This is a genomic window from Coprococcus hominis (ex Arizal et al. 2022) (assembly GCF_040094675.1).
GTDB lineage: Bacteria > Bacillota > Clostridia > Lachnospirales > Lachnospiraceae > Coprococcus_C > Coprococcus_C hominis.
In genome coordinates, this window is sequence record NZ_JBBNHG010000032.1 from 16,176 (window position 1) to 31,011 (window position 14,836).

Annotated in this window: 16 protein-coding genes and 1 other RNA gene; 15 read left to right on the plus strand and 2 right to left on the minus strand. The window is 46.2% G+C overall.

Annotated elements, in window-relative coordinates:
• Positions 1-6 precede the first annotated feature (6 nt).
• The 4 genes from tadA to AAAT93_RS08270 all read left to right on the plus strand — a co-directional run bounded on the left by tadA (position 7) and on the right by AAAT93_RS08270 (position 3,112).
• Positions 7-510, plus strand: coding sequence for a tRNA adenosine(34) deaminase TadA (tadA, locus tag AAAT93_RS08255; protein WP_021984024.1), 504 nt, complete (start codon positions 7-9; stop codon positions 508-510).
• A 101-nt stretch (positions 511-611) separates the two neighbouring features.
• Positions 612-874, plus strand: an RNA gene (gene ffs, locus AAAT93_RS08260) — signal recognition particle sRNA large type.
• Between the two features lie 79 nt (positions 875-953).
• Positions 954-1,589 (plus strand): HD domain-containing protein, encoded by a 636-nt coding sequence (locus AAAT93_RS08265; protein WP_227573085.1) that lies wholly within the window; start codon positions 954-956, stop codon positions 1,587-1,589.
• 68 nt (positions 1,590-1,657) lie between these two features.
• The gene (locus AAAT93_RS08270; protein WP_227573086.1) at positions 1,658-3,112 is read left to right on the plus strand and encodes a flippase; all 1,455 of its coding nucleotides are present in this window, start codon (positions 1,658-1,660) and stop codon (positions 3,110-3,112) included.
• A gap of 77 nt (positions 3,113-3,189) precedes the next feature.
• Here the strand turns inward: AAAT93_RS08270 and AAAT93_RS08275 are convergent, their stop codons facing one another.
• Together AAAT93_RS08275 and AAAT93_RS08280 are read right to left on the minus strand one after the other, a co-directional pair.
• Complete coding sequence (locus AAAT93_RS08275; protein WP_021984027.1) at positions 3,190-4,257, minus strand: undecaprenyldiphospho-muramoylpentapeptide beta-N-acetylglucosaminyltransferase; 1,068 nt, start codon at positions 4,255-4,257, stop codon at positions 3,190-3,192.
• Positions 4,258-4,289: 32 nt separating this feature from the next.
• Positions 4,290-4,532: a TIGR03905 family TSCPD domain-containing protein gene (locus AAAT93_RS08280; RefSeq protein WP_021984028.1), complete on the minus strand. Its 243-nt coding sequence runs from the start codon at positions 4,530-4,532 to the stop codon at positions 4,290-4,292.
• Positions 4,533-4,757: 225 nt separating this feature from the next.
• Between AAAT93_RS08280 and AAAT93_RS08285 the strand changes: the two genes are divergently transcribed.
• The 11 genes from AAAT93_RS08285 (at position 4,758) to AAAT93_RS08335 (ending at position 14,751) form a co-directional block, all read left to right on the plus strand.
• Entirely contained in the window at positions 4,758-5,462 is a 705-nt protein-coding gene (locus AAAT93_RS08285) for a hypothetical protein (RefSeq protein ID WP_021984029.1), read from the plus strand.
• A complete protein-coding gene (locus AAAT93_RS08290; protein ID WP_021984030.1) occupies positions 5,462-6,520 on the plus strand; it encodes a polysaccharide deacetylase family protein in 1,059 nt (352 codons plus the stop codon). The genes AAAT93_RS08285 and AAAT93_RS08290 overlap by 1 nt, the downstream gene beginning before the upstream one ends.
• Before the next feature lie 453 nt (positions 6,521-6,973).
• Positions 6,974-7,135: a hypothetical protein gene (locus tag AAAT93_RS08295; protein ID WP_021984031.1), complete on the plus strand. Its 162-nt coding sequence runs from the start codon at positions 6,974-6,976 to the stop codon at positions 7,133-7,135.
• Between the two features lie 128 nt (positions 7,136-7,263).
• Entirely contained in the window at positions 7,264-7,575 is a 312-nt protein-coding gene (locus AAAT93_RS08300; protein ID WP_021984032.1) for a rhodanese-like domain-containing protein, read from the plus strand.
• A gap of 139 nt (positions 7,576-7,714) precedes the next feature.
• Positions 7,715-8,878, plus strand: a complete 1,164-nt coding sequence (locus tag AAAT93_RS08305) for a THUMP domain-containing class I SAM-dependent RNA methyltransferase (protein ID WP_021984033.1) — start codon at positions 7,715-7,717, stop codon at positions 8,876-8,878.
• Between the two features lie 16 nt (positions 8,879-8,894).
• Positions 8,895-10,601, plus strand: coding sequence for a lectin like domain-containing protein (locus AAAT93_RS08310; protein ID WP_227573087.1), 1,707 nt, complete (start codon positions 8,895-8,897; stop codon positions 10,599-10,601).
• 24 nt (positions 10,602-10,625) lie between these two features.
• Positions 10,626-11,216, plus strand: a complete 591-nt coding sequence (locus AAAT93_RS08315) for an XTP/dITP diphosphatase (protein ID WP_117781163.1) — start codon at positions 10,626-10,628, stop codon at positions 11,214-11,216.
• Between the two features lie 22 nt (positions 11,217-11,238).
• Complete coding sequence (locus AAAT93_RS08320) at positions 11,239-11,736, plus strand: YfcE family phosphodiesterase (RefSeq protein ID WP_117781164.1); 498 nt, start codon at positions 11,239-11,241, stop codon at positions 11,734-11,736.
• A 15-nt stretch (positions 11,737-11,751) separates the two neighbouring features.
• The gene (rlmD, locus tag AAAT93_RS08325) at positions 11,752-13,452 is read left to right on the plus strand and encodes a 23S rRNA (uracil(1939)-C(5))-methyltransferase RlmD (protein ID WP_227573088.1); all 1,701 of its coding nucleotides are present in this window, start codon (positions 11,752-11,754) and stop codon (positions 13,450-13,452) included.
• A gap of 31 nt (positions 13,453-13,483) precedes the next feature.
• Entirely contained in the window at positions 13,484-13,855 is a 372-nt protein-coding gene (locus AAAT93_RS08330; RefSeq protein WP_227573089.1) for a TnpV protein, read from the plus strand.
• Positions 13,856-13,938: 83 nt separating this feature from the next.
• A complete protein-coding gene (locus tag AAAT93_RS08335; protein ID WP_117591688.1) occupies positions 13,939-14,751 on the plus strand; it encodes an HNH endonuclease in 813 nt (270 codons plus the stop codon).
• Positions 14,752-14,836: the final 85 nt, after the last annotated feature.

Genomic DNA, 14,836 nt, shown 5'->3' on the forward strand with positions numbered 1-14,836 from the left:
TACAATATGAGGAAATTGAGTGAGGATGAACGATATATGCGGCAGGCGATCACGCTTGCGAAGAAGGCGGCGGCGAATGGTGATGTGCCGATCGGATGTGTGATCGTCTATGAAGGAAAGGTGATCGCGCGTGGTTACAACCGGCGGAACGTGGACAAGACGACACTTGCGCATGCAGAGATCATGGCGATTAAAAAGGCGTCCAAGGTGCTGGGTGACTGGCGGCTGGAGGATTGCACAATGTATGTGACGTTGGAGCCTTGCCAGATGTGTGCCGGGGCGATTGTGCAGGCGCGGATTCCGAAGGTCGTGATCGGCTGTATGAATCCGAAGGCAGGATGTGCCGGTTCCATTTTAAATCTGCTTGATATGAAGCAGTTTAATCATCAGGTGGAAGTAACACGGGGAATCATGGAAACAGAATGTTCAGCGATGATGTCCGGTTTTTTCGCGGAGTTGCGTGCAAAAAAGAAGGCAGCCGCGTTAAAAGAAAATAATGGGATGTCTTGACTTTACATAATTATTTTTATATACTAAAGAGGTATCTGTCGATATGGGGTTTATAAGAAACAGACTTTTCGATGGATATGCGTGGACTTGTTATAAAATTTCCGTGCAGCCGGGGAGATAGCGGTGCCCTGTACCCTCAATCCGCTACAGAGGGGGTGATGGCTGGTTTCGGGTTGTCTTCTTGTGAGGCTGCCCACGGTAAGTGGCGTTGATGTTTTGGTCTTGCGCGACAGGAATCTATGAACCGTGTCAGGTCGGGAACGAAGCAGCACTAAGTAGAACCTTCTGTGCGCCGCGAGGCAGCCGGGACTGAGTTAACTGCCGTGGTAACGCTTATGAGAGCTTCACAACACCAGCCGCACGGTTAAAAAAATATAAAATACATGTGGTATTTTTGGTAAAAAAATGGTATCATTTTAGAGATAGGTAAATGATACCTAACTTTGGGAAGAACAAAAGAATCGGGTGGCAAAAACAACGGCATGAGTGTAAATTATGCAGAAGTAATTGAATATGTGAAGAAGATGACTTCTGAGAACGGCAGGCCTTCGAACTATCCATTCCGTAGTCGGTTTGAGCACACGATGCGTGTGTATCGATGGGCCATCAAGCTGCAGTCAAAGCTTGGCGGAGATCTGGATGTGATCGTACTTGCAGCTTTGCTTCATGATATTGGATGGGATGATGAACGTCCACATGGAGAAGTTGGTGCAGAGCTTGCTGTAGAATACATGGATAGCATTGGAATTGATCCGGAGACGATCCGACGCGTGGGAGAGATTATTATGATTCACGAGGACAAGGATTCGGATGCTGATCTGTCGCTGGAATGTAAGATTGTGATGGATGCCGATCTGCTCGATGAGGTTGGAGCAATCAGTGTGCTGTGGGATTCGATGGCGACAGCATGTGAGGATGAGGCAAGTTACAAGAAAGCCTATTACAGGATCAAGAATTATTATAGAAATAACAAACCAAAGATTCGAAGATGCAAGACAGATGCAGCCAGAGCAGAATATACGAAGCGTATGCAACTGCTTGACAGTTTCATCTTCCAGTTGGAAAAGGAATTATTTTAAAAAAGCTGTTACGTTTTATGTGACAGCTTTTCTTTTTTATAGAGATTGATGATAGGGGAAATATTAAGTTGGAAAAGAAGCGATCCTTAGGTGTTAATTTCATATTTAATATGATGCGGACGATGATGGGTGTGATCATACCGCTCATTACATTCCCGTATTCTTCCAGAGTTTTAGGACCGGAGGCACTCGGTAAGGTCGATTATGCGCAGGCGAACATGACATACTTCACGTTGTTGCAGGCGTTTGGCATTGGCGGCTATGCAATCCGGGAGGGTGCCCGTATTCGGGATGACCGAAAGAAAATGGATGAATTTGCAAGTGATATGCTGTCCATCAATCTGATGACTTCTGCACTTGCATATGTGCTTTTTTTTGCTGCACTTGCGATTCCCAAACTTGCGGGATATCGGACGTTGATGCTGCTTTTTTCGACGACGATTATACTTTCTACCATCGGAGTCGAGTGGCTGTATAATATATACGAAGAATATCAGTATATCACGATTCGTTCATTTATCTTTCAGATTATATCTGTGGTTATGTTGTTTACATGTGTCAAATCAGAGGATGATTACATGATATATGCGTTGACGATGGTAATCTCCAGCGTCGGCTCCAATATTATGAATTTTATCCGGGCAAGAAAATACGTGAAGTTCAAGTTGCGGATCAGTAAGAAGCTGCGGATTCATTTGAAGCCGATGTCGTATATTTTCCTGTTGGATGTTGCGTCGGCGGTGTATCTGGTTATGGATCGTTCTATGCTTGGTTATATTACCGGGGATGATACCGAGGTCGGACTTTACGCGGCAGCGATTAAGATTGCATCTGTGTTAACGTCATTCTTCAGTGCGTTATATGCGGTAATTCGTCCACGCGTCGCGTACATGATGGAGCGGGATGAGGAACAGGCGGAGAATCTGAATGATCTGACCGCGCGGCTTATATTGCTCTTTAATATTCCGATGGCGATTGGCATGTTCTGTCTGAGTCGGCAGGTGCTGCATTTGTTTGCGGGCAGCAAATATCTGGGTGTAACATCTACGATGCAGGTGTTGATGTTGAATGTTATCGTTGCAACCTTTAACAGCTTCCTGATCAATCAGTTGTTTATCATACACCGGAAAGACCGGTGGGCGTCCATGGGTGTTGTGATTGGTGCAGTCACAAATGTCTGTTTAAATGCGTTGACCATTCCGGTATATGGGAAATTCGGTGCCGCAGCCAGTACGGTTGCAGCGGAACTGGCAATCTTCATTTATGCAAGTATCAAAGCCCGGCATATGTATCCGATCACAAAGCTTGGCTGGCAGCTCGGTCAAAGCTTGATTGCATGTATTCCGATTGTGTGTTGCTATAACTGGTGTGCACATAGTCAGTATTCGGATCTTCTGACGATTGCGTTGACCGTTTCAATTGGTGCAATTGGATATTTCGCGATTATGATATTGTTCCGAAATCGTCTGGTGATAGATGGAATTGAGAAGATAAAAGAGCGTTTTTCAAGAACGCCGGTATAAAAGAGTGAGAAAAATAAATCCCCTGAGTCGGGGTCTGACTGTAACAGATCAGAGCGCCATTCAGGGGACTTTTGTTTTTATTTGTTTGCTAACTCATCAATCATATCACAGATCATCGTGATGGCGTCGGACTTCGTGGAAAGTTCCATTGCCTTGATGTAATGATCGTGATTTTCGTACACTTCATTGACTGCGGCAAGCAGTGACTCGTTTGTCAGGTCTTCCTCTAACAACAGCTTGGCGTAGCCGCGCTTGTCGAAGGACTGTGCATTTAAGATCTGGTCGCCCCGGCTCGCTGCAAGCGATAATGGAATCAGAACGCTTGGTTTGCGGAGTGCCAGAAGTTCGCATATTGCATTGGCACCGGCACGGGAGACAACGATATCTGCTAATGCGAGCAAGTCAGCAAGCTCCTGCTTGATGTAGTCGAACTGGACATAATGCGCAGTTCCGTTATAGCTTTCGTCGATATTTCCTTTTCCGCAGAGGTGAATGACGTTATATTTCTTCGTCAGTTCCGGGAGACATGAACGGATCGCTTCATTGACACGTACGCTGCCAGAGCTTCCGCCGATTACCAGAAGAGTTGGACGAACCTCTGTAAAGCCACAGAAGGTCATCGCTTTTACAGCGTCACCGGCAAATAATTCCTGACGGATCGGTGTACCAGTTACAACTGCTTTTCCTGCAGGAAGATTCTCCATTGTTTCTGCGAAGTTGCAGCACACCTTGGATGCCTTTGGAATACTGATCTTGTTTGCAAGTCCCGGCGTCATATCAGATTCATGGATAATACATGGAATCTTCTTCGCACTTGCGGCGAGAACAACAGGGACAGAGACAAAGCCGCCTTTGGAAAATACAACATCCGGCTTTAACTCCTTCATCAGTTTTTTCGCTTCGTTGAAGCCTTTGATCACGCGAAATGGATCAGAGAAGTTGCGCAGATCGAAATAGCGGCGCAGCTTTCCGGTTGCAATTCCGTGATATGGAATGCCCATATCTTCAATCAGTTTTTTCTCCATTCCATCATAAGAGCCGATATATTGAATATCATATCCGCGCTCCTTTAAGGTTGGAACGAGAGCCATATTGGGTGTTACATGACCAGCGGTTCCGCCACCGGTTAATATAATACGCTTCATGAATGGTTGATCCTCCTACTTATATCTTTAACCTATGCGTGAAGTGCCTGCTTTAATGCCTGTGCAAGCTGATCCGGGCAGGATGTGCTCTTGAATCCGCACGTTGTGCCTTCCAGCCGCTTGATAACTTCCTCTGCATCCATGCCCTCCACAAGCTGTCCGATGCCCTTTAAGTTACCATTACAGCCGCCCGTGAATTTCACATTATGCACCTTGCCATCTGTAATCTCAAACTCGATCATCTGGGAACAGGTTCCCTTTGTCTTATATGTCATTGTGTATCATCCTTTCTCGTGTGTAACAATTATATTATACGTTTCGCGTTCCTATTATAGCATAAATATAAAGTTCCTTAAACCCATATTTTCTGTCACATTTACAAGGATTTTTACGACCGAACAGGGGTTGCATTCTGAAGTTCACCTTCTCTATAATCGCCATCAGACAGTGAGGAGAAAAAAAGGCTGTCGGTCCAAAAAATCTTAATGGAGGGATTTTGTATGCTGCAAAAAATCATGGAAGTTTCAACCGGGGTCTACATACTATGGGGGTTAGGCGTGTTAGGAGTGCTTATGAAGATACTGGCAAATGCTTACATGAGTAAAATGGTGCGAGCATCGACAAATCTGGGAGAGACAAAACGAAAGAAGCTTCGCAATATGTGCCGGCAATATGAAAACAAAAAAGGCTTTGGACTGTGCGGAGGCGATGAGGAGGCGTATGCAGAAAGCTTTGTGAGGGGGTTAAAATTCCTGACGCGCCCGATGGAATTCTGGAACCGGAGCGGAACCGTGTTGTCGCTCGTCGTCTGTGGCACGATGGCAGGAGCGTATCTGTATTACGATCCAAGCTGGAGAGGCAGTCCGGACATGCAGTTTTTCTTAGCGAATAGTATTTTAGTATGTGCATGTTTGCTCGTGCTTGATCATATATTGGTTATAAATAATAAAGTGGAAATCCTGAAAGCGAATATCCGCGGGTACCTGGAACGGATTCCGAAACCGCGAGAGCAGACAGCGGCTGCGGTACGTCCCTTTGTAGTGAAGCAGGAGATGTCGGCGGAGAAAGGGGAACATGCCGACAACGATGGATCACCGCAGACAGATGCATCCGGGGAAGAGTCCGAAGGCGGGACAATGCAGGAGAAAGAGAGTGCCGCCAGTGAGGAGACGCTCAATCGCTTTTTGGCAGAGTTCTTTTCTTGATGGGAAACTATAATGTAGGAAATGAAACAAAAAATGGTTCGCGTTGTGTTTGTAAATGGAAAGGAGTGGTTTGCCTTGCAGGGATTCTGATCTCTCTGGTAGTTGGTAGTTTTTGTGTTGTTACATATGGAGCATCCGCGGGGGAGGCGGATGGAAGTGAATCAGAGCAAGTGGATACATCCGGGAATCCGACGAGTGATGTGGAAGATGGGTTGACTGGTACAACCGGAGGATATGCGGAGCAGGAGGATGGAGATTTGCCGATTCATAGTATGTTTGACCAATGCAGGAAGGTTTTCTGCCGGTATCAGACATACCCGATTGAAAATCATTTGAAAGAAAAAGAGGCGTACCAAAGCCTTGATAACACCAAGCTTTCATGGTGGTTCCGGCGGGATATGAACCACGGACCGAGCGGGTGCGATGACACGATCGATATCTCCGAATACGACGCGTACTATTTGGATCAGAATGCTTCAAAGAAGAATGAAAAAGTCGTCTATCTGACATTTGACTGCGGGTATGAGAATGGATATACCGAGCAGATGCTGGATATCCTGAAGAAGGAAGATGTTCCGGCGTGCTTTTTCGTGACACAGACGTACATCCGGGATAATGTTGCCATAGCGAAACGAATGAAGGAGGAAGGACATCAGGTGGGAAATCATACCATCTACCATATATGCATGCCGGATAAGTCCTATGAGGAGATTGTGCAGGAGGTCAATGGTTGCGCGGATTATATGAAAGAGGCAACGGGATATGCGATGGACCCGTACTTAAGGCCGCCATGCGGTGAGTATAGCGCACGGACACTGGCAATCACCCAGGACCTTGGTTTCAAAACTATTTTTTGGAGCATGGCATATATGGATTTCGATGTGAATAACCAGCCGGGTGTTGATTTCGTGATCGACCATTTCAATAAATATCATCACAGCGGGGCAATCATTCTGATGCACAACGTATCGTCATCGAATGCTGGGGCGCTGGAAAAGGTGATTGCAAACCTGAAGGCAGAGGGGTATCGGTTTGCAAGTTTGAATGAATTGCAATAAATGTGATTCGCATAGGGAATAAAGTGGTAAAGAGATGTCTATGATATTCAATTCATGCTCAGACGCGCTTTCGCTCGGTTCAGCACGCAATGGTACTAAATTCGCGACGGAGAACCGTCGCTCATTAAGTGCCAGCGTGCTTCAACGGTCTGTGCATAAATTGATATCAATAGACATCTCTATTTACGTTATTGAAAGCGAATCATTGAAGCAATTATTCCTGCCTTGTGCTCCAATGGTCTGCGATTAAATCAATATTATCCGCAACCCGATTTACGTTTGCTTAGATGCAATCCTGTGTTTGTGATAGGGATTGTAATTCGTGAAACTGTGTTTGCCTTGCGTTTGTGAATTTCTTGATTTTGGCTGAATGAAATTCTGTGGGCTGGGTATACTTCTCTATGTAGCAATTACAAATGCAGGGAAACCTGCAAAGCAAAAAGGAGATTAGTTATGGCAGAAAAAAATTATCAGTCAAACGAGCAGAAGAACAAGCAGACAAATTATACAGGAAGCAATCAGACAAACAAGGAAACAGCTTCAAACAGCAAGATGAAGAATAGTCAGAAGAACAGCCAGAAAAACAATTCAAGTAACAGTACAGACTGTTACTAAAAACCCCCTCCGAGAGGACCGTTTAGCGGTCCTCTTTCTTTGTAATAAACCATCTAGCAGAAAGCAATCACAGACACAAATCCGCACGCTCCGCATATCCTATTAGTAAGAAGAAAGGAGGCGGAGCGATGCGATTTCATAATATAAATATTCGGAACATCCTGAGAGAGGCTCTTAACTATGGAGGAATCATCGTTGACGTTCGAACGAGCGAAGAATTTGCGAAAAGTCACATTCCGATGGCGATAAATCTGCCTCTGGAAGAAATACAGGCAGGCAATATTTCTCTTCCGAAAGGAAAAGTGATATTGGTTTATTGCGCAAACGGGGGAGGCAGCACACTGGCTGCAAAAATATTGACAGAGAAAGGGTATAAGGTCATCAACACGGTTGGGGGAATCTCCGGGTATCGTGGGGCGCTGACAAAAACCCGGCATTAGCAGGATTTGGTAAAATTTACATGTGCAAAATGTAAGAATAAATTGTTCGATTTTGTTGACTTCGTACAAAGATAAATTTACAATACAACTAAGTATGTTCAAAAATCGGAACAGGGGAAGAAAGGGCAAAAATACAAGCATGGAAAATATGTATGAATTGATCGCACCGTGCCATTTTGGTTTGGAGTCGGTGCTAAAGCGTGAGATATTAGATCTGGGCTATGAGATCGTGACTGTGGAGGACGGAAGAATCACATTTCGCGGAGATGTCACAGCGATTGCCCGTGCAAATATATTTATCCGGACAGCAGAGCGTATTCTGCTGAAGATGGGTAGCTTCCGGGCTACGGATTTTGATGAACTGTTTGAAGGGACAAAGGCAATTCCGTGGGAGGAGTTTCTTCCGCGGGATGCAAAGTTCTGGGTGACGAAGGCGACAACGAATAAGAGTGCGCTTTTTTCTGCGAGTGCGATTCAGTCCATCGTGAAGAAGGCGATTGTGGAGCGCATGAAGCAGACATACCGCGTGGAACGGTTCGAGGAAGATGGGGACGAGTATCCGATCCGTGTGTTTATTTTCAAGGATCAGGTGTCGATTGGTCTGGATACATCGGGAACGTCCCTGCATAAACGAGGATATCGGACACTTGTCGGAAAGGCACCGATTTCAGAGACACTGGCAGCAGCGCTTCTGATGCTGACGCCGTGGAACAAGGATCGTGTGCTGGTCGATCCATTCTGCGGCAGCGGTACATTTCCAATCGAGGCGGCGATGATCGGTGCCAATATCGCGCCGGGCATGATGCGGGAGTTCACCGCTGATTGCTGGGGCAAGGTCGTGCCGAAGAAGGTGTGGTATAACGCGTACGATGAGGCGGAGGATATGATCCGCCGCGATGTGCAGATGAATATTCAGGGTTATGATTTAGACCCGGAGATCGTGAAATGTGCGAAGGCGAATGCGAAGGCAGCCGGTGTCGGAGATTATATTCATTTTCAGGCGCGTGACGTGAAGGATCTGCGCCATCCGAAGCATTATGGATTTATCATTACGAATCCGCCATATGGCGAGCGGTTGGAGGAAAAGGAAGCGTTACCGGCACTGTACAAGACAATCGGCGAGAGCTTCGCGAACCTTCCAGACTGGTCAATGTACCTGATTACTTCGTATGAGGATGCGGAGAAATATATTGGAAGAAAGGCAGATCGAAACCGTAAGATTTACAACGGCATGATCAAGTCCTATTTCTATCAGTTTATGGGACCGAAGCCACCCAGGAATAAGGAGCCGAAAGAACAGTAGAAAAGAGCGTTAAGCATTGAAACGATTTTGGATTTTCCCAGTGCTGGTTGCAGTGCTGGTGACAATTACATTTTTTTTAGGAAGGAATCCGGTCAAGACGATTGATGAGTCGGATGCGCTCGCGACGTGCAGCGATGCATTTGCGGCAAATATCCGTTCCCGCATGAATGGGGATGATGTGATCATCACGGTTGGCGGCGGAAGCACGGAGGAGTTTGGCTACACATTTTACGTGAGTGACAACATGCACTTGATGGTGGAAGGCGAGTTCCTGCGCAGTCTGCTTTTGTGTTCCGTGCAGCGATACCCGGATGGAACGGTCCTGATCATGAAGGGCGACAACAGCATTTCACTTGCCGTGGGTTCGGACAAGGCAACGGTCAATAAGAAAACCGAGGTGGAGCTGGGCGATGCCGTCTATGTGGATGAGGCAGAGGACAAGCTGATGGTGCCGATTGACAAGATCGCAGAGTATTTGAGCTACGAGGTTGATTATTATGTCGATCAGAAATGGGTTGATCTGGCGCGGCTGCCGGATGAGACGCCATTGCCGGAGAAATACGATATGCGTGATTATGGGCGCGTGTCACCGGTGCGTGATCAGGGACGGTACGGCACATGCTGGGCATTTGCATCGCTTGGCGCGCTGGAGACAACGCTGCTTCCGATGGAGGAGGATATTTTCTCAGTCGATCACATGTCGATGTGTAACAGTTATGCACTGGATGTGAACAGTGGCGGCGAGCATACGATGAGTATCGCGTATCTGGCGGCTTGGCAGGGACCGGTGCTGGAGAAGGATGATCCATATGGCGATGGCATGAGTGATCCGAATCTTACCGCGGAGAAGCATTTGGAGGAGGCTCTGATCATCAACGGGCGTGAGGACGAGACGATCAAGAGTGCGATTTTCCGGTATGGCGCGATCGAGACATCGATTTATTCGGCGCTGGAATATGTGGACAGTTATTCCATGTATTATTCGAGTGAGTATGCGGCGTATTATTATGATGGTGATGAGACGCCGAACCATGATGTCGTTGTCGTTGGCTGGGATGATAATTTCCCGAAGGAGAATTTCACGATCCAGCCGGAGGGTGACGGTGCCTTTATCTGCAAGAATAGCTGGGGCGAGGAATTCGGCGATGATGGATATTTTTATGTATCCTATTATGATACGAAGATCTGCCGGAAATCGGTTGTCTACACGCGGGTTGGCGACAAGGATAATTATGATAATATCTACCAGACGGATAAGCTTGGCTGGGTTGGACAGCTTGGTTTCTCCAAGGAGGATGCGTATTTTTCCAATGTCTACGAGGCAGGAAAAAATGAGAATCTGGCAGCCGTTTCTTTCTATGCGACGGATAAGGATACGGAGTTTGAAGTGTATGTCGTGCGGCATTTTGATGGTGTGGACTCGTTTAAGAACCGGGAGCTTGTGACGTCCGGCAGCATGCAGTATGCCGGGTATTACACGGTGGATTTCCCGGAGGAAATCGAACTCGATGACAATGAACGTTATGCGGTAGTGGTGAAGATCAAGACGCCGGGCGCGGTGCATCCGATCGCGATTGAGTACAATGCGGATGAGCGGACGGCAAGCTTTGATATCAGTGACGGCGAGGGCTACATCAGTTTGTATGGAGAGATGTGGCACCGGGCGGAGACGAGTGAGAAATGCAATGTGTGCTTGAAGGCGTTTACGAACAAGCGGAAATAGTAAGGAAAAAGGAGATACAGGCAGATGAAGAAGATTATTTTTGCAACTGGTAATGCGAATAAGATGGTGGAGGTGCGCATGATTCTGGCGGATTGTGGGTACGAGATTGTGTCTATGAAGGAAGCAGGCATAGATATAGACATTGTGGAGGATGGCAAGACATTTGAGGAGAATGCGATCATCAAAGCGACAGCTATCAGTAAGACAATGGAAGCGGAAGGCTGTGTGGTTCTTGCCGACGACAGTGGCTTGGAAGTTGATTATATGGATGGCGCGCCGGGTATTTACTCTGCAAGATGGCAGGGCGAGGATACGCCGTACAGCATCAAGAATCAGATGATTATTGATGCCCTTGCAGATGCGAAAGAGGAAGAGCGGACAGCGCGGTTCGTATGCGCAATCGCGGCTGCATTTCCAGATGGTACGGTGACGACACGCCGCGGCGTGATTGAGGGTATGATCGCGCATCAGCCTGCCGGGGAACATGGATTTGGCTATGATCCGATCTTCTTCCTGCCGGAATATGGAAAGACGACCGCGGAGCTGGCACCGGAGGATAAGAACAAGATCAGCCATCGGGGACGTGCGCTGGAAAAGATTCGCGAGGTACTGTAGTTAGGGCTCGAAGGAGGAAATTATGCTGCGGATTTTGATAATGAGTGATTCGCATGGGCGAAATGAGAACGTGGAGCTTGCAATCGCGCAGGTGCGGGAAGAAATCGGCGAATTCCAGATGTTGATTCATCTGGGCGATGTCGGGGATGCACGGGAGCTTGAGTCGCTGGCTGGTGTGCCATGCTACATCGTGCGTGGAAATACCGATTATGATGCGAAGCTTCTGAATGCAAATGTGATCGAAGCTGGCGGACATCGTATCTTCGCAACGCACGGGCATCTGTATCAGGTGGACATGCGGCTGGATCTGCTGCGGTTTGCGGCATTGGAAAATGATTGCGATATCGCGATGTATGGACACACGCATGTGCCATATCTGGAGGAGGATCCGGATGATGTGACAATCCTGAATCCGGGCAGCATTTCAAAGCCGCGGCAGGCAGATCACCGTTACACATATATGGTGATGGAAATTGACGATGAAGATGAAGTGACATACGAATTAAGGTATGTCGAATGATGAGGAGACAGTCGAGTGAAAAAAGGTGATGTATGCGAGGGAATCATCGAGCGTTATGATTTCCCGAACAAAGGAAGCTTTCAGGTGGACGAGCGCAAGGTGACGATCAAGGGTGCCCTGCCGGGACAGAAAGTGAAATATATGGTAACAAAGAAGAAAAGCGGTATGGCAGAGGGAAAGGTGCTGGAAGTCTTAGAGCGGAGTCCGCTGGAGGATGTAGAGCCGACCTGCCCTTATTTTGGTGCGTGTGGTGGATGCGCCTACCAGACGATGTCGTATGACAATCAGCTGAAGCTGAAAGCGGACATGGTAAAAGCATTACTTGACCGCGTGCTTCTGGCGGAGGATTCCAATTCAAAGGATTATGAATGGGAAGGAATCCTTGGTTCGCCGAGCCAGACTGCGTATCGGAACAAAATGGAATTCACATTTGGCGATGCCTACAAGGATGGTCCATTAGCACTTGGATTACATCAGAAGGGAAACTTCTATGATATCCTGACGGTTGATGGATGTGAGATTATTGGCGCAGACTGGAGCCGCATACTCACGGCGACACTCGCGTTTTTCTCCGGGCGAAATGTGCCGTTCTTTCACCGGATGCGCCACGAGGGAATCCTGCGGAATCTGGTTGTGCGCCAGTCGCGTGCAAATGGGCAGTTCCTGATCAATCTGGTAACATCGACACAGTGGGACACATATGGATTTGATGTAAAACAGTTGCTTCAGGAGTTCGTAGAAATGCTGTTAGAATTAGAGAAGTCCGATGCATTTGCGGGAAGTATTGCAGGTATTCTGTACACGGAAAATGACGCTTTGGGCGATGTCGTGCAGAGCGATCGGATGGAGCTTCTATATGGTCAGGATTACATCGAAGAGGAAATACTTGGACTGAAATTCAAGATCTCGCCGTTTTCATTCTTCCAGACAAACACAGGTGGCTGCGAGGTGCTGTATGAAAAGGCGCGCGATTATATTATGCGGGGCAGCGTGAAGCTCGACGGCGACAAGACCGTGTTCGATCTGTATAGCGGAACCGGTACGATCGCACAGATGATGGCAGCGGTTTCGAAGAAAGTGATCGGAATCGAAATCGTGGAGGAAGCGGTCGAGGCAGCGAAGGAAAATGCAAAGGCAAATGGACTTTCTAACTGCGAATTCATCGCAGGTGATGTGTTAAAGGCAATCGACCTTGTGGATGAGAAACCGGATCTGATCATTGTCGATCCGCCACGGGACGGGATTCATCCGAAAGCACTGGAGAAAATCCTTGCATTTGGCGTGGACGAGATCGTCTATATCAGTTGCAAGCCGACCTCGCTGGCACGCGACCTGGAGACGATCATTCGTCGCGGGTACCACGTGGATAAGGTGTGTTGCGTCGATCAGTTTCCGAGGACAAGTCATGTAGAGACGGTTGTTCTTTTGTCCCAACAAAAACCAGATGACACGATAGAGATAGACTTAGACCTGGACGAGCTGGATGCCACCAGTGCCGAGTTGAAAGCAACCTATCAGGAAATCAAAGATTATGTGCTGAAAGAATTTGGCTTGAAGGTTTCAAGTTTATATATTTCTCAGGTAAAACGCAAATGTGGAATTGAAGTGGGAGAAAACTATAATCTTCCAAAATCAGAAAATGCAAGAGTTCCACAATGCCCGAAAGAGAAGGAAGAAGCTATCAAGGCTGCCCTGAAATATTTTGCGATGATCTAAGGAAATCGCTGATTTCAAGGAGGAATAACACATGAAAAGCACATTTGAAAAAATGGGTGGAACCTACACACTTGGCGCAGACGGAATTTACTATCCGAATCTTGTCAGTACAGATGAAGAACCGCATTATGGGAAATACGGAATGTTGCGGAAAACATATCTGAAAGAGCATCGTCCGGCAATGTATTCACTGTATATGTTGGAAGACAGATTGACAGAACATCTGAATGCGGTGGACGATGAAGCGCAGGAGAGAATGGATATTCTGGTGCGTCAGATGATGGAGAAGCAAGGTGTTACGGAAGAATTGAAAGCTCGTGATCAGATGGAATGGGTCAGAGTGGTAAATGGTATTCGTAGTAGGGCAGAAGAGATTGTGTTAAAAGAATTAGTGTATATTTAAGGTAATGGAAAGCTCTTTCGGGAGCTTTTCGTTGATTATAGAAAATTTAAAGATGATAAAGTGTAAGGTGGAGGTAAAATTATATGAGAGATGATTTTTCACAAAGAACAAAGGATTTGTTAGCTAATAGAGTTGGATGGAAATGCAGCAATCCTAATTGTAGAAAAGCAACTCGTGGAGCAGGAATAGGAAAAGAGAATATCATAAATATTGGAGTTGCATCTCATATTACAGCAGCTTCTAAAGGCGGACCAAGGTATGATGAGAACATAACGTCTCAAGAGAGAGCATCAGCAGAAAATGGAATATGGTTATGCCAGTCGTGTTCAAAATTAATAGATTCAGATGTGAATAGATATACGATTGCTAAATTGAAAAAATGGAAGGAAATTTCAGAGCAAATGGCAGTTCTTGATTTGGAAGAAGCAACAGCAGAGGAGCAACATGAAGATAAAGAACTTATAAAGTTCTTTGTGCAATGTTTTGATCGTCCAGCATTTCAGGATAGAATATATCAAGAAGGAAGAATGGAAGATTTTGATAAGGCTATTGAGGATACTATTATCGCTTTAAATACGGGAGTTCTTAGAACCAGAGACGGAAGTATCTTAAAAAAAGCAGACGGAAAATCGTCTGTTGTAAATATAGAGTGGCGGGAGAAGCTTAATACAATTTGTGATATGTTGGTTGCACTAAGAAAACGATTAAAAATTGCAAAAGACACTGGAGCATATTCATTATATGGAGAAGATGATGTGATGTATTGTTTCTATGACAGAGATTTGGCAATATGGTTTGATTCAACAAGGGAAGAAATATTAAAGATATTATCTTCAATTTGTGAAGAAATAGGAATACATGGATTAGGTTTTCCTAGGAAACGGTACGAGTGGTAACTGATAATAATGTCCCGAACTTTTTAAGAAGTATGAAATAGAATCAAAGTGATTGTGAAAAATGGTTGTGACAAGTTGATATAGA